This is a genomic window from Pseudomonas sp. NY15356 (assembly GCF_048068175.1).
Lineage (GTDB): Bacteria > Pseudomonadota > Gammaproteobacteria > Pseudomonadales > Pseudomonadaceae > Aquipseudomonas > Aquipseudomonas putida_K.
Map to the genome: position 1 here is coordinate 1 of NZ_JBLUPW010000022.1, position 24,369 is coordinate 24,369.

The 24,369-nt window shown below is 58.4% G+C and carries 23 protein-coding genes and 4 tRNA genes; all 27 read left to right on the forward strand.

What is annotated here, in order from left to right; all coding sequences use genetic code 11:
• The first annotated feature begins 375 nt into the window (after window positions 1-375).
• Window positions 376-1,335: a bifunctional biotin--[acetyl-CoA-carboxylase] ligase/biotin operon repressor BirA gene (gene birA, locus ACNFCI_RS17030; RefSeq protein WP_084859033.1), complete on the forward strand. Its 960-nt coding sequence runs from the start codon at window positions 376-378 to the stop codon at window positions 1,333-1,335.
• Window positions 1,325-2,074, forward strand: a complete 750-nt coding sequence (locus ACNFCI_RS17035) for a pantothenate kinase (protein ID WP_084859032.1) — start codon at window positions 1,325-1,327, stop codon at window positions 2,072-2,074. Before birA ends, ACNFCI_RS17035 begins: the two co-directional genes overlap by 11 nt.
• Window positions 2,075-2,081: 7 nt before the next feature.
• Window positions 2,082-2,507 carry a hypothetical protein gene (locus ACNFCI_RS17040; RefSeq protein ID WP_084859031.1) on the forward strand — a complete coding sequence of 142 codons (426 nt, stop codon included), beginning with the start codon at window positions 2,082-2,084 and terminating at the stop codon, window positions 2,505-2,507.
• 144 nt (window positions 2,508-2,651) lie between these two features.
• A tRNA-Tyr gene (locus ACNFCI_RS17045) sits at window positions 2,652-2,736 on the forward strand.
• Window positions 2,737-2,759: 23 nt separating this feature from the next.
• A tRNA-Gly gene (locus tag ACNFCI_RS17050) sits at window positions 2,760-2,833 on the forward strand.
• A 28-nt stretch (window positions 2,834-2,861) separates the two neighbouring features.
• Window positions 2,862-2,937: transfer RNA gene (locus ACNFCI_RS17055), tRNA-Thr, on the forward strand.
• 80 nt (window positions 2,938-3,017) lie between these two features.
• Window positions 3,018-4,211, forward strand: a complete 1,194-nt coding sequence (tuf, locus tag ACNFCI_RS17060) for an elongation factor Tu (protein ID WP_416768081.1) — start codon at window positions 3,018-3,020, stop codon at window positions 4,209-4,211.
• Between the two features lie 55 nt (window positions 4,212-4,266).
• Window positions 4,267-4,342, forward strand: a tRNA-Trp gene (locus tag ACNFCI_RS17065).
• Window positions 4,343-4,385: 43 nt separating this feature from the next.
• On the forward strand, window positions 4,386-4,754 hold the full coding sequence (secE, locus tag ACNFCI_RS17070) for a preprotein translocase subunit SecE (protein WP_084859382.1): 369 nt from the start codon (window positions 4,386-4,388) through the stop codon (window positions 4,752-4,754).
• A 9-nt stretch (window positions 4,755-4,763) separates the two neighbouring features.
• On the forward strand, window positions 4,764-5,297 hold the full coding sequence (gene nusG, locus ACNFCI_RS17075) for a transcription termination/antitermination protein NusG (protein ID WP_011531880.1): 534 nt from the start codon (window positions 4,764-4,766) through the stop codon (window positions 5,295-5,297).
• Window positions 5,298-5,416: 119 nt separating this feature from the next.
• Window positions 5,417-5,848, forward strand: a complete 432-nt coding sequence (gene rplK, locus ACNFCI_RS17080) for a 50S ribosomal protein L11 (protein ID WP_416768082.1) — start codon at window positions 5,417-5,419, stop codon at window positions 5,846-5,848.
• On the forward strand, window positions 5,848-6,543 hold the full coding sequence (gene rplA, locus ACNFCI_RS17085) for a 50S ribosomal protein L1 (RefSeq protein ID WP_084859378.1): 696 nt from the start codon (window positions 5,848-5,850) through the stop codon (window positions 6,541-6,543). Before rplK ends, rplA begins: the two co-directional genes overlap by 1 nt.
• 200 nt (window positions 6,544-6,743) lie before the next feature.
• Window positions 6,744-7,244 carry a 50S ribosomal protein L10 gene (gene rplJ / locus ACNFCI_RS17090; protein WP_084859376.1) on the forward strand — a complete coding sequence of 167 codons (501 nt, stop codon included), beginning with the start codon at window positions 6,744-6,746 and terminating at the stop codon, window positions 7,242-7,244.
• An 80-nt stretch (window positions 7,245-7,324) separates the two neighbouring features.
• On the forward strand, window positions 7,325-7,696 hold the full coding sequence (rplL, locus tag ACNFCI_RS17095; RefSeq protein ID WP_043215349.1) for a 50S ribosomal protein L7/L12: 372 nt from the start codon (window positions 7,325-7,327) through the stop codon (window positions 7,694-7,696).
• Window positions 7,697-7,916: 220 nt separating this feature from the next.
• On the forward strand, window positions 7,917-11,990 hold the full coding sequence (rpoB, locus tag ACNFCI_RS17100) for a DNA-directed RNA polymerase subunit beta (protein WP_084859375.1): 4,074 nt from the start codon (window positions 7,917-7,919) through the stop codon (window positions 11,988-11,990).
• Window positions 11,991-12,054: 64 nt separating this feature from the next.
• Window positions 12,055-16,254: a DNA-directed RNA polymerase subunit beta' gene (rpoC, locus tag ACNFCI_RS17105; protein ID WP_368829813.1), complete on the forward strand. Its 4,200-nt coding sequence runs from the start codon at window positions 12,055-12,057 to the stop codon at window positions 16,252-16,254.
• A gap of 210 nt (window positions 16,255-16,464) precedes the next feature.
• Window positions 16,465-16,836: a 30S ribosomal protein S12 gene (gene rpsL, locus ACNFCI_RS17110; protein WP_003257088.1), complete on the forward strand. Its 372-nt coding sequence runs from the start codon at window positions 16,465-16,467 to the stop codon at window positions 16,834-16,836.
• A gap of 106 nt (window positions 16,837-16,942) precedes the next feature.
• Window positions 16,943-17,413, forward strand: coding sequence for a 30S ribosomal protein S7 (gene rpsG, locus ACNFCI_RS17115; protein ID WP_003246741.1), 471 nt, complete (start codon window positions 16,943-16,945; stop codon window positions 17,411-17,413).
• 30 nt (window positions 17,414-17,443) lie between these two features.
• Entirely contained in the window at window positions 17,444-19,588 is a 2,145-nt protein-coding gene (fusA, locus tag ACNFCI_RS17120; RefSeq protein ID WP_084859371.1) for an elongation factor G, read from the forward strand.
• 30 nt (window positions 19,589-19,618) lie between these two features.
• Window positions 19,619-20,812 (forward strand): elongation factor Tu, encoded by a 1,194-nt coding sequence (tuf, locus tag ACNFCI_RS17125; RefSeq protein ID WP_023382632.1) that lies wholly within the window; start codon window positions 19,619-19,621, stop codon window positions 20,810-20,812.
• A 141-nt stretch (window positions 20,813-20,953) separates the two neighbouring features.
• Entirely contained in the window at window positions 20,954-21,265 is a 312-nt protein-coding gene (gene rpsJ, locus ACNFCI_RS17130; protein ID WP_003186070.1) for a 30S ribosomal protein S10, read from the forward strand.
• Window positions 21,266-21,345: 80 nt separating this feature from the next.
• Window positions 21,346-21,981, forward strand: a complete 636-nt coding sequence (gene rplC, locus ACNFCI_RS17135) for a 50S ribosomal protein L3 (protein WP_043210317.1) — start codon at window positions 21,346-21,348, stop codon at window positions 21,979-21,981.
• Between the two features lie 12 nt (window positions 21,982-21,993).
• Window positions 21,994-22,596 carry a 50S ribosomal protein L4 gene (rplD, locus tag ACNFCI_RS17140; RefSeq protein WP_043210315.1) on the forward strand — a complete coding sequence of 201 codons (603 nt, stop codon included), beginning with the start codon at window positions 21,994-21,996 and terminating at the stop codon, window positions 22,594-22,596.
• Window positions 22,593-22,892, forward strand: coding sequence for a 50S ribosomal protein L23 (gene rplW, locus ACNFCI_RS17145; RefSeq protein ID WP_003255484.1), 300 nt, complete (start codon window positions 22,593-22,595; stop codon window positions 22,890-22,892). Before rplD ends, rplW begins: the two co-directional genes overlap by 4 nt.
• Before the next feature lie 14 nt (window positions 22,893-22,906).
• On the forward strand, window positions 22,907-23,731 hold the full coding sequence (gene rplB, locus ACNFCI_RS17150; RefSeq protein ID WP_084857313.1) for a 50S ribosomal protein L2: 825 nt from the start codon (window positions 22,907-22,909) through the stop codon (window positions 23,729-23,731).
• A gap of 16 nt (window positions 23,732-23,747) precedes the next feature.
• Window positions 23,748-24,023 carry a 30S ribosomal protein S19 gene (gene rpsS / locus ACNFCI_RS17155; RefSeq protein ID WP_010486981.1) on the forward strand — a complete coding sequence of 92 codons (276 nt, stop codon included), beginning with the start codon at window positions 23,748-23,750 and terminating at the stop codon, window positions 24,021-24,023.
• Between the two features lie 11 nt (window positions 24,024-24,034).
• The gene (gene rplV / locus ACNFCI_RS17160) at window positions 24,035-24,367 is read left to right on the forward strand and encodes a 50S ribosomal protein L22 (RefSeq protein ID WP_003103908.1); all 333 of its coding nucleotides are present in this window, start codon (window positions 24,035-24,037) and stop codon (window positions 24,365-24,367) included.
• Window positions 24,368-24,369 lie beyond the last annotated feature (2 nt).

Sequence of the window (24,369 nt, forward strand, 5' to 3'; positions counted from 1 at the left end):
ATGCATCGCCGATGGTAGTGTGGGGCTTCCCCATGTGAGAGTAGGTCATCGTCAAGATTCATTTCGCAAAACCCCTATCTGCGCGAGCAGGTAGGGGTTTTGTCTTTCTGGTCCTCGAAAGAATCGCGCCTCCTCCTGTAGGAGCGGCCTTGTGCCGCGAAGCGGGCGCGCAGCGGCCGTAAGCCCAGGCGACGCGGTGCACCAGGGTTATCGGGGTGGCAGGGTTGGTGGCCGCTGCGCGGCACAAGGCCTCTTCTAGAAGACGCATCGAAAAAAATCATCTTCATCCCTATGGCTCCCGGATTGCCGCCTTTTCCTATGCAAGCCCCCTGACGCGTCGCTATCATGCCAGCCTTATTCCTGGTCGAGACTGGCATGCTGAAGTTGTTGAATCTCCTCAAGGATGGCCGGTTCCATTCGGGCCAGGCCTTGGGGGAAGCACTGGGGGTGAGTCGCAGCGCCGTGTGGAAACAGCTGCAACACCTGGAAAGCGAATTAAACCTTGTTATTCACAAGGTGCGCGGTCGTGGCTATCAGTTGGCTGCACCGCTTACCCTGCTCAACTCGCAATCGATCGCCGAATATGCGCACGGAGAAGCTTGGCCGCTCGCGATCCATGACACCATCGATTCGACCAACGCTGAAGCCTTGCGCTTGATCGGCGAAGGACGATCTGCGCCGTTCGTGGTGTTGGCCGAGCGTCAGAGCGCTGGCCGGGGGAGGCGAGGTCGCCAGTGGATAAGTCCGTTCGCTGAAAATCTCTATTACAGCCTGGTGCTGCGAGTGGATGGCGGCATGCGTCAGCTCGAAGGCCTGAGTTTGGTTGTTGGCCTGGCTGTCATGCGCACCCTCCAGGGGTTTGGCTTGGTAGGGGTCGGGTTGAAGTGGCCCAATGACCTATTGGTTGGTCAGCAAAAGATCGCGGGTATCCTCTTGGAGCTCGTCGGAGATCCTGCAGATGTCTGCCACGTCGTGCTGGGTATAGGCATCAACGTGAATATGCAGGTCAATGACCAGGTTGATCAGCAATGGACGTCAATGAGGCGTGAGGCCGGGATGATGGTCGATCGTAATCGTCTCGTCGCACAGCTCAACCAGCAACTGCAGCATGAGCTGGCTCGCCATCGTCGCTACGGTTTCGCGGCATTCCAGGAAGAATGGGAGCAGGCGAACCTTTGGCAGGGGCGAGCGGTATCGCTTGTTGCGGGTAACAACCGTATCGATGGTGTGGTGCTTGGGGTTGACGGGCAGGGCGCCCTGCGCCTTGAGGTCGATGGCGTGGAAAAGAGCTTCAGTGCAGGAGAGCTCAGTTTGAGGTTGCGTGATGATTCTTGAGCTCGATTGCGGTAACAGCTTTATCAAGTGGCGGGTGATCCACGCCAGCGATGCAACCATCGTCGGCGGTGGCATTGTCGACTCAGACCAGGCATTGTTGGTCCAGGTCGCTGGACTGCCCGGCCAGCGGCTGATTGGCTGCCGCATGGTGAGCGTGCGCAGCGAAGATGAAACCGATGTGCTTTGCGCGCTACTGGAGCAGCGTTTCGGTGTGCGGGTGCAGGTTGCTCATCCCGCCCAGGAAATGGCTGGCGTGCGTAACGGGTATGACGACTACCAGCGCCTGGGCATGGATCGTTGGCTTGCCGCATTGGGTGCTTACCACCTGGCGAAAGGCGCCTGCCTTGTGATCGATCTGGGAACGGCGGCCAAGGCGGACTTCGTGGCTGCTGACGGTCAGCACCTCGGTGGGTACATCTGCCCAGGCATGCCGCTGATGCGCAGCCAACTGCGTACGCATACCCGCAGGATCCGTTACGACGATGCGTCAGCGGAACGCGCCTTGAGCAGCCTGGCTCCTGGGCATTCGACTGTTGAGGCGGTCGAGCGAGGTTGCGTATTGATGTTACAAGGCTTTGCTCGTACGCAGATCGAGCAGGCGCGTGCGTTGTGGGGGGATGCGTTCTCCGTATTCCTTACCGGCGGTGATGCGCCCCTGGTGCAGGAGTCGGTCCCGCAGGCTCGGGTGATACCCGACCTGGTCTTCGTCGGCCTGGCCATGGCCTGTCCATTGGATTGAGGTGCCTATGCGTTGGTTGTTTCTGCTGTTGGTGGTGCTCAATGTCGTCTATTACGTCTGGCATCAGCAGGAAGCGCCGCTGAAGGCCAAGGAAGTGGCCCCTCTTTCTCTCTATAAAGGTAACCAGCAGGAGATTCGTCTGTTGCGTGAGACCGGAGCCTCTGCGCCGGCCAGGCGTCGTGAGGAGTGCCTGGTGGTAGGTGGGCTGGCGACCCAGGAACAGCTTGGAGCTCTGCGTCAGCGCCTGGTGAGCCTGGATATCGCTACAGTGCCGGTGGCGGGGCAGCTGCCCGGGGCAGAGGGGCGCTGGTTGAAGGTGGCCGCTGAAAGCGAGCGTTTGCTGGACTCTGCAGTCCTTTCCAGTCTTTCCAAGGATTTCAAAGACTTAAAACACAAAATTATTTTGTGCGAGGGTATTGCAACTGCCGAATAGCTTGATAGAATGGCGCCCGCTTCGCAGGGAACACCACTGAGGTGGTAGAACCGGAAGCTGTTGTCAAAGTAGCTAACCTCAAGATTTTAATGAGAAAAAGCTTGACAGCAGGACGGCAAGAGTTGAAAATGCCGCCCACACTTAGGAGGGGTTCCCGAGTGGCCAAAGGGATCAGACTGTAAATCTGACGTCTACGACTTCGAAGGTTCGAATCCTTCCCCCTCCACCAGTTTAGCGAGAGCCGCAAGCTCCGCGGGTATAGTTTAGTGGTAGAACCTCAGCCTTCCAAGCTGATGATGCGGGTTCGATTCCCGCTACCCGCTCCAAGTTTGCTGTTATTGCAAAAAGCGTTTCGCTCTTGTAGCTCAGTTGGTAGAGCACACCCTTGGTAAGGGTGAGGTCAGCGGTTCAAGTCCGCTCAAGAGCTCCATATAAACAAGGCAGATATGAAAATATCTGCCTTTGTTTTATCAGTAGCAATGACTATTTCTTCTGCGGAGGACTGTATCGATGGCTAAGGAAAAGTTTGATCGTTCCCTTCCCCACGTTAACGTCGGCACCATCGGCCACGTTGACCACGGTAAGACCACTCTGACCGCAGCTCTGACTCGCGTCTGCTCCGAAGTTTTCGGTTCGGCAGTCGTTGAGTTCGACAAGATCGACTCGGCTCCGGAAGAAAAAGCGCGCGGTATCACCATCAACACCGCTCACGTCGAGTACAACTCGAACATTCGTCACTACGCTCACGTTGACTGCCCAGGTCACGCTGACTACGTGAAGAACATGATCACCGGTGCTGCCCAGATGGACGGCGCGATCCTGGTTTGCTCGGCCGCCGATGGTCCGATGCCACAAACCCGTGAGCACATCCTGCTGTCCCGTCAGGTAGGCGTTCCTTACATCGTGGTCTTCCTGAACAAGGCTGACCTGGTAGACGACGCTGAGCTGCTGGAACTGGTCGAGATGGAAGTTCGCGACCTGCTGTCCACCTACGACTTCCCAGGCGACGACACCCCGATCATCATCGGTTCGGCTCGTATGGCGCTGGAAGGCAAAGACGACAACGAAATGGGTACCAGCGCTGTCAAGAAGCTGGTTGAAACTCTGGATGCCTACATCCCTGAGCCAGTTCGTGCCGTTGACCAGCCGTTCCTGATGCCGATCGAAGACGTGTTCTCGATCTCGGGTCGTGGTACCGTAGTTACCGGTCGTATCGAGCGTGGTATCGTCCGCGTTCAGGATCCGCTGGAAATCGTTGGTCTGCGTCCGACCACCACCACCACCTGCACCGGCGTTGAGATGTTCCGCAAGCTGCTGGACGAAGGTCGTGCTGGCGAGAACTGCGGCGTGCTGCTGCGCGGCACCAAGCGTGACGAAGTCGAGCGTGGTCAGGTTCTGGTCAAGCCGGGTTCGGTCAAGCCGCACACCAAGTTCACCGCAGAAGTCTACGTTCTGTCGAAGGAAGAAGGCGGCCGTCACACTCCGTTCTTCAAAGGCTACCGTCCTCAGTTCTACTTCCGTACCACTGACGTGACCGGTAACTGCGAACTGCCGGAAGGCGTTGAAATGGTAATGCCAGGTGACAACATCCAGATGACTGTCACCCTGATCAAGACCATCGCAATGGAAGACGGTCTGCGCTTCGCTATCCGTGAAGGCGGTCGTACCGTCGGCGCCGGCGTCGTAGCAAAAATTATTGAATAAGTAGTTGATTTCTCATGATCAGGCCGGCATAATGGCCGGCCTGATACAGCGTTAAAGGTCAGTAGCTCAATTGGCAGAGCGACGGTCTCCAAAACCGTAGGTTGGGGGTTCGATTCCCTCCTGACCTGCCATTCACCTCGGTGTGATGGCTTTCTTCTCACAGGATCCTCCTCGATGACTCCCAAAACTGAAGCCCAAGAATCGCGTTTTGATCTGTTCAAGTGGCTGGCTGTTGTAGTATTGGTGGTCGTTGGTGTTGTGGGTAATCAGTATTATTCCGCAGCTCCAATCCTGTATCGCGTCCTTGCACTTCTCGCCCTGGCTGCCGTTGCAGGCTTCGTTGCCTTGCAGACTGCGAAGGGTAAGTCGTTCTTTGCGTTGGCGAAGGAAGCTCGTGCCGAGATCCGTAAAGTCGTGTGGCCGACCCGCCAGGAAACCACTCAGACCACGCTTATCGTAGTGGTTGTTGTGCTGGTTATGGCGCTGCTGCTGTGGGGTCTTGATTCCCTGCTCGGCTGGGCGGTCTCCTTGATTGTTGGCTAAGGGTGTCCCGTGGCTAAGCGTTGGTACGTCGTGCATGCTTACTCGGGTTACGAGAAGCATGTCATGCGCTCTCTGATCGAGCGCGTCAAGCTGGCTGGCATGGAAGATGAATTCGGCGAGATCCTGGTCCCGACCGAAGAAGTCGTCGAAATGCGTAACGGCCAGAAGCGCAAGAGCGAGCGCAAGTTCTTCCCTGGCTATGTATTGGTCCAGATGGAGATGAACGAAGGGACTTGGCACCTTGTCAAGGACACCCCTCGTGTCATGGGTTTCATTGGTGGTACCGCAGACAAGCCTGCGCCGATCACCGATAAAGAAGCTGAAGCTATCCTGCGTCGCGTCGCTGACGGCAGTGACAAGCCGAAGCCGAAGACGCTGTTTGAGCCGGGTGAAGTGGTTCGCGTCATTGACGGTCCCTTCGCTGATTTCAACGGCAGTGTCGAAGAAGTTAACTACGAAAAGAGCCGGCTGCAGGTTGCAGTGCTCATTTTCGGTCGCTCTACTCCGGTAGAGCTCGAGTTCAGCCAGGTCGAGAAGGTCTAGGCGAACGACGCATCCCATACCCCGCAGCCCTATGTGCTGCGGGGTTTTGTCGTCACTGGGATAAAACGCAAGTCATACGGGGAGCCATCTGGCGTTCGTACCCGATTTTGGAGTAGCTCATGGCTAAGAAGATTCAGGCTTACATCAAGCTGCAAGTTAAGGCCGGCCAGGCCAACCCAAGCCCACCCGTCGGTCCAGCACTGGGTCAGCACGGCGTGAACATCATGGAATTCTGCAAGGCCTTCAACGCCCGTACTCAGGGTCAAGAGCCAGGTCTGCCGACTCCCGTGATCATCACTGTCTACAGTGACCGTAGCTTCACCTTCGAAACCAAGAGCACCCCTGCCTCGGTTCTGCTGAAGAAAGCTGCTGGCCTGGCTAGCGGTTCGGCTCGTCCGAACACCGTCAAGGTCGGTACCGTTACCCGTGCTCAGCTGGAAGAGATCGCCAAGACCAAGCAGACTGATCTGACTGCCGCTGACCTGGATGCAGCTGTGCGCACCATCGCCGGCTCTGCCCGCAGCATGGGCCTGAACGTGGAGGGTGTGTAATGGCTAAGCTGACTAAGCGCCAAAAGGCTATCGCCGAGAAAATCGAAGCAGGCAAGGCCTACAACTTCGAAGAGGCCGCAAACCTGCTGGCTTCGCTGCCGGCTGCCAAGTTTGTCGAGTCTTACGACATCGCCGTCAACCTCGGTGTTGACCCGCGTAAATCCGACCAGGTCGTTCGCAGCGCTACCGTGCTGCCGCACGGCACCGGCAAGACCGTTCGCGTTGCCGTCTTCACCCAGGGCCCAGCTGCTGAAGCTGCTCTGGCTGCCGGCGCTGATCGCGTAGGTATGGACGATCTGGCTGCCGAAATGAAAGGCGGCGACCTGAACTATGACGTCGTCATCGCATCGCCTGATGCCATGCGCGTTGTGGGTCAACTGGGCCAGGTCCTGGGTCCTCGTGGCCTGATGCCAAACCCGAAAGTAGGTACTGTAACTCCAGACGTAGCCGGCGCCGTCAAGAACGCCAAGGCTGGTCAGGTTCGCTACCGTACCGACAAGAACGGTATCATCCACACCTCCGTTGGCAAGGTCGGCTTCGAAGCTGGCAAGCTGAAGGAAAACGTTGAAGCCCTGATCGCCGATCTGAAGCGTATCAAGCCGGCTTCCTCGAAAGGTATCTACGTCAAGCGCGTAACCCTGAGCACCACCATGGGCCCAGGTCTGATCATCGATCAGAGCTCGCTGAACGTGTAATGCTCGGCCGGTGTGGCCCTGTCCGCACCGGCTGCTGAAAATTGGGGTCCCTGCCTGGCGGGGGCTGTCCAAGACCGTAGGCGGCGCAAGCCTTAAACCACAAGCCTACGCAGATGGTGCTCCCGATTCGTTACCGAATCAGACACCAAAACGACATCCGGCCTCGGCTGGATGAAACGGTAAAAACCAGGAGTAAACCCGTGGCAATTAAACTCGAAGACAAGAAGGCCATCGTCGCTGAAGTCAACGAGGCTGCCAAAGTCGCTCTGTCCGCTGTCGTGGCCGATGCCCGTGGTGTGACTGTAGGCGCAATGACCGGACTCCGTAAAGAGGCCCGCGAAGCTGGCGTTTACGTACGTGTCGTACGTAACACCCTGCTCAAGCGCGCTGTTGAAGGCACCGAGTACTCGGTCCTCAACGACGCGTTCAAAGGCCCGACCCTGATCGCTTTCTCCAATGAACACCCGGGCGCTGCTGCTCGTCTGTTCAAAGAGTTTGCCAAGGGTCAGGACAAGTTCGAGATCAAGGCAGCTGCGTTCGACGGCAAGTTCCTTGCCGCTAACCAGATCGACGTGCTGGCAACTCTGCCAACTCGCGACGAGGCTATCGCACAGCTGATGAGCGTGATCCAAGGTGCAACCAGCAAGCTGGCTCGTACCCTGGCTGCTCTGCGCGACCAGAAAGAAGCCGCTGCAGCCTAAGGCTGCGTAGTCTCTTTCGAAATCAAACGTTTAATTTGATGGCCGCGTAGGCTGTCACCCCAATACAGGAATTCATAGTCATGTCTCTGACTAACGAGCAAATCATCGAAGCGATCGGCCAGAAAACCGTTCTGGAAATTGTTGAACTGATCAAAGCGATGGAAGAAACCTTCGGCGTTACCGCTGCTGCCGCCGTTGCTGCTGCCCCTGCTGGTGGCGCTGCTGCCGCTGCTGAAGAGCAGACCGAGTTCAACGTCGTTCTGGCCGAAGCTGGCGACAAGAAGGTCAACGTGATCAAGGCCGTTCGTGAACTGACCGGTCTGGGCCTGAAAGAAGCCAAAGAGAAAGTTGACGGCGCTCCTGCTGTGATCGCTGAAGGCGTTTCGAAAGAAGCTGCTGAAGACGCCAAGAAGAAGCTGGAAGAAGCAGGCGCTAAAGTCGAGCTGAAGTAATTTCGACTTTGCGACTCCAGCCCAAGCGTTGAGCGAAAGGCTGACGGCTGGTGGCTTATGCCACCGGCCTTTTTCCGTTATTGGTGGCCGATCAGGTCGGCCCCGATAACGTGCTGCAAGAACACCCAAGAGGGTGTGCAAACCATGGGGTTTGCAGATTTTCTGGCTGCTCCCGCTCGGGGGGAGCCAAACAAGCAGGTGACCAAGCTGGGGAACGCTGATGGCTTACTCATACACTGAGAAAAAACGTATCCGCAAGGACTTTAGCAAGTTGCCGGACGTCATGGATGTGCCTTACCTCCTGGCCATCCAGCTGGATTCGTATCGCGAATTCCTGCAGGCGGGAGCATCCAAGGATCAGTTCCGCGACGTCGGCCTGCACGCGGCCTTCAAATCGGTATTCCCGATCATCAGCTACTCCGGCAATGCTGCCCTGGAGTACGTCGGCTATCGCCTGGGCGAGCCGGCCTTCGATGTGAAGGAATGTGTCCTGCGTGGCGTGACGTTCGCTGTCCCGCTGCGTGTGAAGGTGCGCCTGATCATCTTCGACAAGGAATCGTCGAACAAAGCGATCAAGGACATCAAAGAGCAAGAAGTCTACATGGGTGAAATCCCCCTGATGACTGAAAACGGTACCTTCGTTATCAACGGTACCGAGCGTGTTATCGTTTCCCAGCTGCACCGCTCGCCAGGTGTGTTCTTCGACCACGACCGTGGCAAGACCCACAGCTCCGGCAAGCTGCTGTACTCCGCCCGTATCATTCCTTACCGCGGTTCCTGGCTGGACTTCGAGTTCGACCCGAAGGACTGCGTGTTCGTGCGTATCGACCGTCGCCGCAAGCTGCCGGCTTCGGTGCTGCTGCGTGCCCTGGGCTACAGCACCGAGGAAATCCTCAACACCTTCTACACCACCAACGTGTTCCACGTTTCCGGCGAAAAACTGAGCCTGGAGCTGGTTCCTCAGCGTCTGCGTGGTGAAGTCGCGGTCATGGACATCCATGACGGCAGCGGCAAGGTCATCGTCGAGCAGGGTCGCCGTATTACCGCGCGCCACATCAACCAGCTCGAGAAGGCCGGCGTCAAGCAGCTGGACGTTCCAATGGAATACGTCCTGGGCCGTACCACCGCCAAGGCCATCGTGCATCCAGCCACCGGCGAGATCCTGGCCGAGTGCAACACCGAGCTGACCACCGAGCTGCTGATCAAGGTCGCCAAGGCTCAGGTCGTGCGCATCGAGACCCTGTACACCAACGACATCGACTGCGGTCCGTTCATCTCCGATACCCTGAAGATCGACACCACCAGCAACCAGCTGGAGGCCCTGGTCGAAATCTACCGCATGATGCGCCCAGGCGAGCCGCCAACCAAGGATGCCGCCGAGACCCTGTTCAACAACCTGTTCTTCAGCGCCGAGCGTTACGACCTGTCCGCCGTGGGCCGCATGAAGTTCAACCGTCGTATCGGTCGTACCGAGATCGAAGGTTCGGGCGTGCTGAGCAAGGAAGACATCGTCGACGTATTGAAGACCTTGGTCGACATCCGTAACGGCAAGGGCATCGTCGATGACATCGACCACCTGGGTAACCGTCGCGTCCGTTGTGTCGGCGAGATGGCCGAGAACCAGTTCCGCGTTGGCCTGGTGCGCGTAGAGCGTGCGGTCAAGGAACGCCTCTCGATGGCTGAAAGCGAAGGCCTGATGCCGCAGGACCTGATCAACGCCAAGCCGGTTGCGGCGGCGGTGAAGGAGTTCTTCGGTTCCAGCCAGCTCTCGCAGTTCATGGACCAGAACAACCCGCTCTCCGAGATCACCCACAAGCGTCGTGTCTCCGCACTCGGCCCAGGCGGTCTGACCCGTGAGCGTGCTGGCTTCGAGGTTCGTGACGTACACCCGACCCACTATGGCCGCGTGTGCCCGATCGAAACCCCTGAAGGTCCGAACATCGGTCTGATCAACTCCCTGGCGGCCTACGCCCGCACCAACCAGTACGGCTTCCTGGAAAGCCCGTACCGCGTGGTGAAAGAAGGTGTGGTCACCGACGAGATCGTCTTCCTGTCCGCCATCGAAGAAGCCGATCACGTGATCGCCCAGGCCTCGGCCGCGATGAACGAGAAGAAGCAGCTTGTCGATGAGCTGGTAGCGGTCCGTCACCTGAACGAATTCACCGTCAAGGCGCCGGAAGACGTCACCCTGATGGACGTTTCGCCGAAGCAGGTTGTCTCCGTCGCTGCCTCGCTGATCCCGTTCCTCGAGCACGACGACGCCAACCGTGCCTTGATGGGTTCGAACATGCAGCGTCAGGCCGTTCCGACCCTGCGCGCCGACAAGCCGCTGGTAGGTACCGGCATGGAGCGCAACGTCGCCCGTGACTCCGGCGTCTGCGTCGTGGCCCGTCGTGGCGGCGTGATCGACTCGGTCGACGCCAGCCGTATCGTGGTTCGCGTGGCCGACGATGAAGTCGAGACCGGCGAAGCAGGTGTGGATATCTACAACCTGACCAAGTACACCCGTTCGAACCAGAACACCTGCATCAACCAGCGTCCGCTGGTGAGCAAGGGTGATGTGGTCGCGCGTGGCGACATCATGGCCGACGGCCCGTCCACCGACATGGGTGAACTGGCGCTGGGTCAGAACATGCGCATCGCGTTCATGGCGTGGAACGGCTTCAACTTCGAAGACTCCATCTGCCTGTCCGAGCGTGTGGTCCAGGAAGATCGCTTCACCACTATCCACATCCAGGAACTGACCTGTGTGGCGCGTGACACCAAGCTTGGCCCAGAGGAAATCACCGCGGACATCCCGAACGTGGGTGAGGCTGCGCTGAACAAGCTGGACGAAGCCGGTATCGTCTACGTAGGTGCCGAAGTCGGCGCTGGCGACATCCTGGTCGGCAAGGTCACTCCGAAAGGCGAGACCCAGTTGACGCCGGAAGAAAAACTGCTGCGCGCCATCTTCGGTGAGAAGGCCAGCGACGTTAAGGACACCTCCCTGCGCGTGCCGACCGGCACCAAGGGCACCGTCATCGACGTCCAGGTCTTCACCCGTGACGGCGTCGAGCGCGACAGCCGCGCCCTGGCCATCGAGAAGATGCAGCTGGACGAGATCCGCAAGGACCTCAACGAAGAGTTCCGCATCGTCGAGGGCGCGACCTTCGAACGTCTGCGTGCAGCCCTGAACGGCCAGGTTGTCGACGGTGGTGCGGGCCTGAAGAAAGGCACCGTTATCACTGACGAAGTCCTGAACGGTCTGGAGCACGGCCAGTGGTTCAAGCTGCGCATGGCTGAAGATGCACTGAACGAGCAGTTGGAAAAGGCTCAGCAGTACATCGTCGATCGCCGTCGCCTGCTGGACGACAAGTTCGAAGACAAGAAGCGCAAGCTGCAGCAAGGCGATGACCTGGCTCCAGGCGTACTGAAGATCGTCAAGGTCTACCTGGCTATCCGCCGTCGCATCCAGCCGGGTGACAAGATGGCCGGTCGTCACGGTAACAAGGGTGTGGTCTCGGTGATCATGCCGGTTGAAGACATGCCGCACGATGCCAACGGTACTCCGGTCGACGTCGTTCTGAACCCGCTGGGCGTACCTTCGCGTATGAACGTCGGTCAGATCCTTGAAACCCACCTCGGCCTCGCGGCCAAGGGCCTGGGCGAGAAGATCGACCGCATGATCGAAGAGCAGCGCAAGGCCGCTGAGCTGCGCAGCTTCCTGACCGAGGTCTACAACGAGATCGGCGGTCGCCAGGAAAACCTGGACGAGTTCTCGGACGAAGAGATCCTCGCCCTGGCCAACAACCTGAAGAAAGGCGTGCCGATGGCTACCCCGGTCTTCGATGGTGCCAAGGAGCGCGAGATCAAGGCCATGCTGAAGCTGGCCGATATGCCTGAGAGCGGCCAGATGGTCCTGTTCGACGGCCGTACCGGCAACAAGTTCGAGCGTCCTGTAACCGTGGGTTACATGTACATGCTCAAGCTGAACCACTTGGTGGACGACAAGATGCACGCGCGTTCCACTGGTTCGTACAGCCTGGTTACCCAGCAGCCGCTGGGTGGTAAGGCGCAGTTCGGTGGTCAGCGTTTCGGGGAGATGGAAGTGTGGGCGCTGGAAGCATACGGCGCGGCATACACCCTGCAAGAAATGCTCACAGTGAAGTCGGACGACGTGAACGGCCGTACCAAGATGTACAAGAACATCGTGGATGGCGATCACCGTATGGAGCCGGGCATGCCCGAGTCCTTCAACGTGTTGATCAAAGAGATCCGTTCGCTCGGTATCGATATCGATCTGGAAACCGAATAACACGTGACGCGAAGGGGAGCGGGGCAGGTAATGCCCGCTTCCTGCTCCGCCAGGAGGAAAGGCCTTGAAAGACCTACTGAATTTGCTGAAAAACCAGGGTCAAGTCGAAGAGTTCGACGCTATCCGCATCGGTCTGGCGTCGCCTGAGATGATCCGTTCGTGGTCGTTCGGTGAAGTTAAGAAGCCGGAAACCATCAACTACCGTACGTTCAAACCTGAGCGTGACGGCCTGTTCTGCGCCAAGATCTTTGGCCCAGTCAAGGATTACGAGTGCCTGTGCGGTAAGTACAAGCGCCTCAAGCACCGCGGTGTGATCTGTGAGAAGTGCGGCGTTGAAGTCGCCCTGGCCAAGGTTCGTCGTGAGCGCATGGCGCACATCGAGCTGGCTTCGCCGGTTGCCCACATCTGGTTCCTGAAGTCGCTGCCGTCCCGTATCGGCCTGCTGATGGACATGACCCTGCGTGACATCGAGCGCGTGCTCTACTTCGAGAGCTATGTCGTTATCGATCCGGGCATGACTACCCTGGAAAAGGGCCAGCTGCTGAACGACGAGCAGTATTTCGAAGCGCTGGAAGAGTTCGGTGACGACTTCGACGCCCGCATGGGTGCCGAGGCTGTCCGCGAGCTGCTGCATGCTATCGACTTGGAGCACGAGATTGGCCGCCTGCGCGAAGAGATTCCGCAGACCAACTCGGAAACCAAGATCAAGAAGCTGTCCAAGCGCCTGAAGCTGATGGAAGCTTTCCAGGGCTCGGGCAACCTGCCTGAGTGGATGGTCCTGACCGTTCTGCCGGTTCTGCCGCCAGACCTGCGTCCGCTGGTTCCGCTGGATGGTGGTCGCTTCGCGACTTCCGACCTGAACGACCTGTACCGCCGGGTGATCAACCGTAACAACCGTCTGAAGCGCCTGCTGGACCTGTCGGCGCCGGACATCATCGTGCGCAACGAAAAGCGCATGCTGCAGGAAGCGGTCGACGCCCTGCTGGACAACGGCCGACGCGGTCGCGCCATCACCGGCTCGAACAAGCGTCCGCTGAAGTCCCTGGCCGACATGATCAAAGGTAAGCAGGGTCGCTTCCGTCAGAACCTGCTCGGTAAGCGCGTGGACTACTCCGGTCGTTCGGTTATTACCGTAGGCCCGACCCTGCGCCTGCACCAGTGCGGTCTGCCGAAGAAGATGGCCCTGGAGCTGTTCAAGCCGTTCATTTTCGGCAAGCTGGAAATGCGTGGTCTGGCGACCACCATCAAGGCCGCCAAGAAGATGGTCGAGCGCGAGCTGCCTGAGGTCTGGGACGTCCTGGCCGAGGTGATCCGCGAACACCCCGTACTGCTCAACCGTGCGCCGACCCTCCACCGTCTGGGTATCCAGGCGTTCGAGCCGGTGTTGATCGAAGGCAAGGCAATCCAGCTGCACCCATTGGTGTGTGCTGCGTACAACGCCGACTTCGACGGTGACCAGATGGCCGTTCACGTGCCGCTGACGCTGGAAGCCCAGCTCGAAGCGCGCGCGTTGATGATGTCGACCAACAACATCCTGTCGCCTGCCAACGGCGAGCCGATCATCGTTCCTTCGCAGGACGTGGTTCTGGGTCTGTACTACATGACCCGTGAAGCCATCAACGCCAAGGGCGAAGGTCGTGTGTTCGCTGACCTGCAGGAAGTCGACCGCGTATTCCGCGCCGGCGAGGCTGCCCTGCACGCGAAGATCAAGGTCCGTATCAACGAGACCGTGAAGGAGCGTGACGGCAGCATCACCAAGAACACCCGTATCGTCGACACCACCGTCGGCCGTGCGCTGCTGTTCCAGGTCGTGCCTGCTGGCCTGCCGTTCGACGTCGTCAACCAGTCGATGAAGAAAAAGGCGATCTCCAAACTGATCAACCAGTGCTATCGCGTGGTGGGTCTGAAGGAAACCGTCATCTTCGCCGACCAGCTGATGTACACCGGCTTTGCCTATTCGACCATTTCCGGCGTATCGATCGGTGTTAACGACTTCGTTATCCCGGACGAGAAGGCCCGCATCATCGGTACCGCTACCGACGAAGTGAAGGAAATCGAGAGCCAGTACGCCTCCGGCCTGGTAACCCAGGGCGAGAAGTACAACAAGGTCATCGACTTGTGGTCCAAGGCGAACGACGAAGTGTCCAAGGCGATGATGGCCAACCTCTCGAAAGAGAAGGTCATCGACCGCGAAGGCAATGAAGTCGAGCAGGAATCCTTCAACTCGATGTACATGATGGCTGACTCCGGTGCGCGGGGTTCCGCGGCCCAGATCCGTCAGCTGGCCGGTATGCGTGGCCTGATGGCCAAGCCGGACGGCTCCATCATCGAGACGCCGATCACTGCGAACTTCCGTGAAGGCTTGAGCGTTCTGCAGTACTTCATCTCGACCCACGGTGCTCGTAAAGGTCTGGCGGATACCGCACTGAAGACCGCGAACTCCGGTTACCTGACCCGTCGTCTGGTCGACGTGGCCCAGGATCTGGTGGTGACCGAGATCGACTGCGGCACCGACCAGGGTCTGGTCATGACCCCGCACATCGAAGGCGGCGACGTTGTCGAGCCGCTGGGTGAGCGCGTATTGGGTCGTGTCATCGCCCGTGACGTGTTCAAGCCGGGTACCGAAGACGTCATCGTTCCGGCCGGTACCCTGGTCGACGAGAAGTGGGTCGAGTTCATCGAACTGAACAGCATCGACGAAGTGGTCGTGCGTTCGCCGATCAGCTGCGAAACCCGCTACGGCATCTGCGCCAAGTGCTACGGTCGTGACCTGGCTCGCGGTCACCAGGTGAACATCGGTGAGGCTGTCGGCGTTATCGCTGCCCAGTCGATCGGTGAGCCGGGTACCCAGCTGACCATGCGTACCTTCCACATCGGTGGTGCTGCAAGCCGTACCTCGGCTGCCGACAGCGTCCAGGTGAAGAACGGCGGCATGGTGCGTCTGCACAACCTCAAGCAGGTCGAGCGCGCCGATGGCAACCTGGTTGCCGTATCGCGTTCTGGCGAGCTGGCCATTGCCGACGAGTTCGGCCGTGAGCGTGAGCGCTACAAGCTGCCGTACGGTGCGGTCATTTCGGTCAAGGAAGGTGAGAAGGTCGAAGCTGGCGCCATCGTCGCCAAGTGGGATCCGCACACCCACCCGATCGTGACCGAGCTGAAAGGTACCGTGACCTTCGTGGGCATGGAAGAAGGCATCACCATCAAGCGTCAGACCGACGAGTTGACCGGCCTGACCAACATCGAAGTGATGGACGTCAAGGATCGCCCTGCCGCAGGCAAGGAAATCCGTCCGGCGATCAAGATGGTCGACGCCGCTGGCAAGGACCTGTACCTGCCAGGTACCGACGTACCTGCCCAGTACTTCCTGCCGGCCAACGCCCTCGTCGGTGTGGCTGACGGTGCACAAATCGGCGTGGGTGACGTTATCGCGCGTATTCCGCAGGAAACGTCCAAGACCCGTGACATCACCGGTGGTCTGCCGCGCGTTGCCGACCTGTTCGAAGCGCGTCGTCCGAAGGAAGCGTCGATCCTGGCTGAAGTCAGCGGCACCATTGCCTTCGGTAAAGAGACCAAGGGCAAGCGTCGCCTGGTCATCACCCCGACCGATGGCAGCGACCCGTATGAAGAGCTGATTCCGAAGTGGCGCCACCTGAACGTCTTCGAAGGCGAACAGGTAAACCGCGGCGAAGTCATCTCCGACGGCCCGAGCGATCCGCACGACATCCTGCGCCTGCTGGGTGTGAGCGCGCTGGCCAAGTACATCGTCAACGAGATCCAGGACGTTTACCGCCTGCAGGGCGTGAAGATCAACGACAAGCACATCGAGACCATCCTGCGTCAGATGCTGCGTAAGGTTGAGATCACCGAGTCCGGCGATTCCAGCTTCATCAAGGGCGACCAGATGGAGCTGACCCAGGTGCTGGTCGAGAACGAGCGTCTCGCCGCCGAGGACAAGTTCGTTGCGAAGTTCTCGCGCGTGCTGCTGGGTATCACCAAGGCCTCGCTGTCGACCGAGTCGTTCATCTCCGCGGCTTCCTTCCAGGAAACCACCCGCGTACTGACCGAAGCGGCGGTCACCGGCAAGCGCGACTACCTGCGCGGCCTGAAGGAAAACGTGGTCGTGGGTCGTCTGATCCCGGCCGGTACCGGTCTGGCCTACCACAGCGAGCGTAAGCGTCGCCGTGATGCCGACAAGCCGCTGCGTGTGAGCGCCAGTGAGGTGGAAGCCGCACTGACCGAAGCGCTGAACTCCAGCGGTAACTAAGAACAGGGCAGGGCCCCGGTTCATCCTGCAGGGCATCGGTGACATGAATTGTTGCCGATGACCGGGCGAGGAGGGCCGGGGCCTCGTCTTGACTGGGTGCAAGATCCTCTTTAGACTTTTGTACCCTTAAATTTGGTGAGGCTCCGTCTCGCCAATTTTTGGCTTTCTTGCAAGACAATAGCGTCGCAAGACAATCAGTGGAGCTAGTAGATGGCAACTATCAACCAGCTGGTACGTCAGCCGCGTAAGCGTACCGTCGAGAAATCCGACGTACCTGCGCTGCAGAACTGCCCGCAGCGTCGTGGCGTGTGCACCCGCGTGTACACCACCACGCCGAAAAAACCTAACTCGGCACTGCGTAAAGTATGCCGTGTGCGTCTGACCAACGGTTTCGAGGTTTCCTCGTACATCGGTGGTGAAGGCCACAACCTGCAAGAGCACAGCGTCGTCCTGATCCGTGGCGGCCGTGTAAAAGACTTGCCAGGTGTTCGTTACCACACCGTTCGCGGTTCTCTGGATACTTCGGGCGTCAAAGGCCGTAACCAGGGTCGTTCCAAGTACGGTACCAAGCGTCCGAAGTAATCGGCCGTTTGCAGACATCCAATTTTTTGAGTCGATAAGAGTAAGGTCGGGCAGGGGTCGAAGACCCGCGTCCCGGGCTAACCTGAAGACCGTTTGAGGGCTTATCATGCCAAGACGTCGTGTAGCAGCAAAACGTGAGATCCTGGACGATCCGAAATACGGATCCCAGATCCTCGCCAAGTTCATGAACCACGTGATGGAAAGCGGCAAGAAGGCCGTAGCCGAGCGCATCGTTTACGGTGCCCTGGATACCGTCAAAGCACGCAAGAACAGCGACCCCCTGGAAATCTTCGAGAAAGCTCTCGACGCCATCGCTCCGCTGGTCGAAGTAAAGTCCCGCCGTGTCGGCGGTGCCACTTACCAGGTTCCGGTTGAAGTTCGTCCGTCCCGTCGTAACGCTCTGGCAATGCGCTGGCTCGTAGACTACGCCCGCAAGCGCGGCGAGAAGTCCATGGCCCTGCGCCTGGCTGGTGAACTGCTGGATGCTGCTGAAGGCAAGGGTGCTGCAGTCAAGAAGCGTGAAGACGTGCACCGTATGGCCGAAGCCAACAAGGCGTTCTCGCACTACCGCTTCTAATTCAAGCATCAATTTTTTTGCGAGGGCTTTATGGCTCGTACTACAGCTATTAACCGCTACCGTAACATCGGTATCTGCGCGCACGTCGATGCGGGCAAGACTACCACTACCGAGCGGATCCTGTTCTACACAGGTCTGAGCCACAAGATGGGCGAGGTGCATGATGGCGCCGCGACCACCGACTGGATGGTGCAGGAGCAGGAGCGCGGTATCACCATTACCTCCGCTGCCGTTACCACCTTCTGGAAAGGCTCCCGTGGTCAGTACGACAACTACCGCGTAAACGTCATCGATACCCCCGGCCACGTTGACTTCACCATTGAAGTAGAGCGTTCGCTGCGTGTACTCGACGGCGCGGTCGTCGTATTCTGCGGTACCTCCGGCGTTGAGCCGCAGTCCGAAACCGTATGGCGTCAGGCCAACAAGTACGGCGTTCCACGTGTTGTCTACGTGAACAAGATGGACCGTGCCGGTGCCAACTTCCTGCGCGTTGTCGGCCAGATCAAGAACCGCCTGGGTCACACCCCGGTTCCAATCCAGCTGGCTATCGGCGCCGAGGACAACTTCCAGGGTCAGGTCGACCTGATCAAGATGAAAGCCATCTACTGGAACGAAGACGACAAAGGCACCACCTATCGTGAGGAAGAAATTCCTGCCGATATGCTGGAGCTGGCTGAAGAGTGGCGCGCCAACATGGTCGAGTCCGCTGCCGAAGCCAACGAAGAGCTGATGAACAAGTACCTTGAAGAAGGTGACCTGTCCGTCGAAGAGATCAAGGCCGGTCTGCGCGCCCGTACCCTGGCGAGCGAGATCGTTCCTGCCGTCTGCGGCTCCTCGTTCAAGAACAAGGGTGTTCCCCTGGTTCTCGACGCCGTCATCGACTTCCTGCCTGCGCCGACCGAAATTCCTGCTATCCAGGGTATCAACCCGGATGACAAGGATCTGGCCAAGGACGATCCTGCCGTTCGTCACGACGAGCGTCATGCCGACGACAACGAGCCGTTCTCGGCCCTGGCGTTCAAGATCGCTACCGACCCGTTCGTAGGTACCCTGACCTTCGTTCGCGTGTACTCGGGCGTTCTGAGCTCCGGTGACTCGGTCATCAACTCGGTCAAAGGCAAGAAAGAGCGCGTTGGTCGTATGGTGCAGATGCACGCCAACCAGCGTGAAGAGATCAAGGAAGTGCGCGCTGGCGACATCGCGGCCCTGATCGGCATGAAGGACGTCACCACCGGTGAAACCCTGTGCGACGCCGACAAGCCAATCATCCTCGAGCGTATGGATTTCCCAGAGCCAGTGATCTCGCTGTCTGTCGAGCCGAAGACCAAGCAAGACCAGGAAAAGATGGGTATCGCGCTGGGCAAGCTGGCCCAGGAAGACCCGTCGTTCCGCGTCAAGACCGACGAAGAAACCGGCCAGACCATCATCTCCGGTATGGGTGAGCTGCACCTGGACATCATCGTTGACCGCATGAAGCGCGAATTCAACGTTGAGGCCAACATCGGCAAGCCGCAGGTTTCGTACCGCGAGAAGATCACCAAGTCCAACGTCGAGATCGAAGGCAAGTTCGTTCGTCAGTCGGGTGGTCGTGGTCAGTTCGGTCACTGCTGGATCCGCTTCTCCGAGCCGGACCAGGATGACAAGGGCAACATCACCGAAGGCCTGGTCTTCACCAACGAAGTCGTTGGCGGTGTGGTTCCGAAGGAATACATCCCGGCGATCCAGAAGGGTATCGAAGAGCAGATGAAGAACGGCGTTGTTGCCGGCTATCCTCTGATCGGCCTGAAGGCTACCGTGTTCGACGGTTCGTACCACGACGTCGACTCCAACGAGATGGCGTTCAAGATCGCGGCCTCCATGGCGACCAAGCAGCTGGCTCAGAAGGGCGGCGGTGTTGTGCTTGAACCGATCATGAAGGTTGAGGTAGTAACCCCTGAGGATTACATGGGTGACGTGATGGGTGACCTGAACCGTCGTCGTGGTCTGATCCAGGGTATGGATGACTCGGTCTCCGGCAAGGTTATCCGTGCAGAAGTCCCGCTGGGAGAAATGTTCGGTTATGCGACCGACGTCCGTTCCATGTCTCAGGGTCGCGCAAGCTACTCCATGGAATTCTCCAAGTACTCCGAAGCTCCGTCGAACATCGTCGAAGCACTCGTTAAAAAACAAGGCTAATCCAGCCCTTTAGGCAAGAGGTTCACTGTCGTGGCTAAAGAAAAATTTGATCGTTCCCTTCCCCACGTTAACGTCGGCACCATCGGCCACGTTGACCACGGTAAGACCACTCTGACCGCAGCTCTGACTCGCGTCTGCTCCGAAGTTTTCGGTTCGGCAGTCGTTGAGTTCGACAAGATCGACTCGGCTCCGGAAGAAAAAGCGCGCGGTATCACCATCAACACCGCTCACGTCGAGTACAACTCGAACATTCGTCACTACGCTCACGTTGACTGCCCAGGTCACGCTGACTACGTGAAGAACATGATCACCGGTGCTGCCCAGATGGACGGCGCGATCCTGGTTTGCTCGGCCGCCGATGGTCCGATGCCACAAACCCGTGAGCACATCCTGCTGTCCCGTCAGGTTGGCGTTCCTTACATCGTGGTCTTCCTGAACAAGGCTGACCTGGTAGACGACGCTGAACTGCTGGAACTGGTCGAGATGGAAGTTCGCGACCTGCTGTCCACCTACGACTTCCCAGGCGACGACACTCCGATCATCATCGGTTCGGCTCGTATGGCCCTGGAAGGCAAAGACGACAACGAAATGGGTACTACCGCTGTCAAGAAGCTGGTAGAAACTCTGGATGCCTACATCCCTGAGCCAGTTCGTGCCGTTGACCAGCCGTTCCTGATGCCGATCGAAGACGTCTTCTCGATCTCGGGTCGTGGTACCGTTGTTACCGGTCGTATCGAGCGTGGTATCGTCCGCGTTCAGGATCCGCTGGAAATCGTTGGTCTGCGTGAAACCTCCACCACCACCTGCACCGGTGTTGAGATGTTCCGCAAGCTGCTGGACGAAGGTCGTGCTGGCGAGAACTGCGGCGTTCTGCTGCGTGGTACCAAGCGTGACGACGTTGAGCGTGGCCAAGTTCTGGTCAAGCCGGGTTCGGTCAAGCCGCACACCAAGTTCACCGCAGAAGTCTACGTTCTGTCGAAGGAAGAAGGCGGCCGTCACACTCCGTTCTTCAAAGGCTACCGTCCTCAGTTCTACTTCCGTACCACTGACGTGACCGGTAACTGCGAACTGCCGGAAGGCGTTGAAATGGTAATGCCAGGTGACAACATCCAGATGACTGTCACCCTGATCAAGACCATCGCAATGGAAGACGGTCTGCGCTTCGCTATCCGTGAAGGCGGTCGTACCGTCGGCGCCGGCGTCGTAGCCAAAATCATCGAGTAATCACTCGGTCGATTGAAAAAGCCCCCGCTCAGCGGGGGCTTTTTTTATTGGGTTGACACTAAATGGGGGCGTCTATAGAATCACGCCTCCTTTTAACGGGCGTAGTGCGCCCGATGGGAACAGCCTGGAGTCTGAAATCCAATGCAAAATCAGCAAATCCGTATCAGGTTGAAGGCTTTTGACCATCGCCTGATCGACCAATCCACCCAGGAAATCGTGGAAACCGCGAAACGTACTGGTGCACAAGTGCGTGGTCCAATTCCACTGCCAACCCGCAAAGAGCGTTTCACCGTTCTGGTTTCCCCGCACGTCAACAAAGACGCGCGTGACCAGTACGAGATTCGCACTCATAAGCGTGTTCTGGACATCGTCCAGCCGACGGATAAAACCGTTGACGCGCTGATGAAGCTTGATCTCGCGGCAGGCGTGGAAGTACAGATCAGCCTCGGCTAAGACTTCGGTCTGGTCGTGTAACGCTCTGAAATGGGCGGCCATAGCGGGTGAAAGCCCCGTACACTCATGAGGTTTACAACATGACTATTGGTGTAGTCGGTCGTAAGTGCGGCATGACCCGCATTTTCACCGAAGAAGGTGTCTCCATTCCGGTCACGGTCATCGAGATCGAGCCGAATCGCGTCACCCAGTTCAAAACTGAAGAAACCGATGGCTACCGTGCAGTGCAAGTCACTGTCGGCGAGCGTCGTGCTTCGCGCGTGACTGCCGCTCAGGCAGGTCACTTCGCCAAGGCTAACGTTGCCGCTGGTCGCGGTGTTTGGGAGTTCCGTCTTGAAGAAGGCGATTTCCAGGCTGGCGATCTGATCAAAGCTGAACTCTTCACTGCAGGCCAGCTGGTAGACGTAACCGGTCAGTCCAAAGGTAAAGGCTTCGCCGGTACCATCAAGCGTTGGAACTTCCGTGGTCAGGACAACACCCACGGTAACTCCGTATCGCACCGTGTCCCTGGCTCCATCGGCCAGTGCCAGACTCCTGGTCGTGTATTCAAGGGCAAGAAGATGTCCGGTCACATGGGCGCCGAGCGCGTGACTGTTCAGTCCCTGGAAGTAGTACGCGTAGACGCAGAACGCAACCTGCTGCTGGTCAAGGGTGCCGTTCCAGGCGCTACTGGCGGCGACGTGGTTGTGCGTCCAGCTGTCAAGGCTCGCGGTTAAGGGGAAACTGACATGCAACTCAATGTAAATGACGCTCAGGCGATCGAAGTTTCCGAACTGACTTTCGGTGGCGAATTCAACGAGACGCTGGTACACCAAGCAGTCGTGGCCTACATGGCCGGCGGCCGTCAGGGCACCAAGCAGCAGAAGACCCGTTCCGACGTGGCTGGTGGCGGTAAGCGCCCATGGCGTCAGAAGGGCACCGGCCGTGCTCGTGCCGGTACCACTCGTGGCCCGATCTGGCGCGGCGGTGGTGTCACCTTCGCAGCTCGTCCTCAGGATCACTCGCAGAAGCTCAACAAGAAGATGTACCGCGCAGCTCTGCGCTCCATCCTCTCCGAGCTGGTACGTAGCGAGCGCCTGGTCGTAGTTCAGGACTTCGCAGTCGAAGCCCCGAAGACCAAGGACCTGCTGAACAAGCTGAACGGCATGGGTCTGAACGACGTACTGATCGTTTCCGACGCCGTTGATCAGAACCTGTACCTGGCTGCTCGTAACCTGCCGCACGTCGACGTACGTGACGTTCAGGGTTCCGATCCGGTCAGTCTGATCGCATACGAGAAAGTGTTGATCACTGTCTCGGCCGTGAAGAAATTCGAGGAGCTGCTGGGATGAACCAGGAACGCGTATTTAAAGTCCTCCTTGGCCCGCACGTTTCCGAGAAGGCTACCGTTCTGGCTGAGAAGAAAGGCCAGTTCGTATTCAAGGTTGCTACCGATGCAACCAAGCTGGAAATCAAGAAAGCTGTCGAAGGCCTGTTCAACGTAAAAGTTGAAAACGTGTCGACCGTCAACGTCCTGGGTAAAACCAAGCGTACCGCACGTGGTCTGGGCAAGCGTAATGACTGGAAGAAGGCGATCGTCTCCCTTCAGCCAGGCCAAGATCTCGATTTCAGCAGCAGTGCTGAGTAAGGAAGGGGTGCATCATGGCAATCGTTAAATGCAAACCGACTTCCCCTGGCCGCCGTTTCGTGGTCAAGGTGGTCAACAAGGAGCTGCACAAAGGCGCTCCTCACGCACCGCTGATCGAGAAGAAATCGAAGTCTGGTGGTCGTAACAACAATGGCCGCATCACCACTCGTCACGTTGGTGGTGGTCATAAGCAGCATTACCGTCTGGTCGACTTCCGTCGCAACGACAAAGATGGCATCCCTGCCACTGTCGAGCGTATCGAATACGACCCGAACCGTACTGCTCACATCGCCCTGCTGTGCTACGCAGACGGCGAGCGTCGTTACATCATCGCCCCTAAAGGCGTTGTTGCCGGCGACCAGCTGATCGCAGGTGCCCTGGCCCCAATCAAGGCCGGTAACACCCTGCAACTGCGCAACATCCCAGTAGGTAGCACCATTCACGGCATCGAACTGAAGCCGGGCAAGGGTGCACAGATCGCTCGTTCCGCTGGCGCCTCGGCTCAGCTGATCGCTCGTGAAGGCGCTTACGTGACCCTGCGTCTGCGCTCTGGTGAAATGCGTAAAGTACTGGCTGAGTGCCGTGCGACGCTGGGCGAAGTCTCGAACTCCGAGCACAGCCTGCGTTCGCTGGGTAAAGCAGGTGCTAAACGCTGGCGCGGCGTTCGCCCAACCGTTCGTGGTGTTGCCATGAACCCGGTTGACCACCCACATGGTGGTGGTGAAGGTCGTACCTCCGGTGGTCGTCATCCGGTATCGCCATGGGGCTTCCCGACCAAGGGTGCGAAGACCCGTGGTAATAAGCGTACCGACAACATGATCGTCCGTCGTCGCAAGTAACTAGAGGGATACGACAGTGCCACGTTCTCTGAAAAAAGGTCCTTTTATCGATCTTCACCTTCTGAAGAAGATCGAAGTGGCGGTGGAGAAGAACGATCGCAAGCCAGTTAAAACCTGGTCGCGCCGTTCGATGATCCTGCCACAAATGGTCGGTCTGACCATCGCGGTACACAACGGTCGCCAGCATGTCCCCGTTCTCGTGAACGAAGACATGGTCGGCCACAAACTGGGCGAGTTCGCCGGTACCCGCACCTATCGCGGGCACGTGGCTGACAAGAAAGCCAAGCGTTAAGGGGTAAGGAAATGGAAGTAGCCGCTAAGTTGTCGGGCGCTCGAATCTCCGCCCAGAAAGCCCGCTTGGTCGCCGACCAGATCCGCGGGAAGAAGGTGGGCGAAGCGCTCAACCTGTTGGCCTTCAGCAGCAAAAAAGCCGCTGAAATCATGAAGAAAGTCCTCGAGTCGGCCGTTGCCAACGCCGAACACAACGAAGGCGCAGACGTTGATGACCTGAAGGTCTCCACCGTCTTCGTCAACGAAGGGCGTTCGCTGAAGCGCATCATGCCGCGTGCCAAAGGCCGCGCTGATCGCATCGTCAAGCGGTCTTGCCATATCACTGTCAAGGTTGCGGACAAGTAACG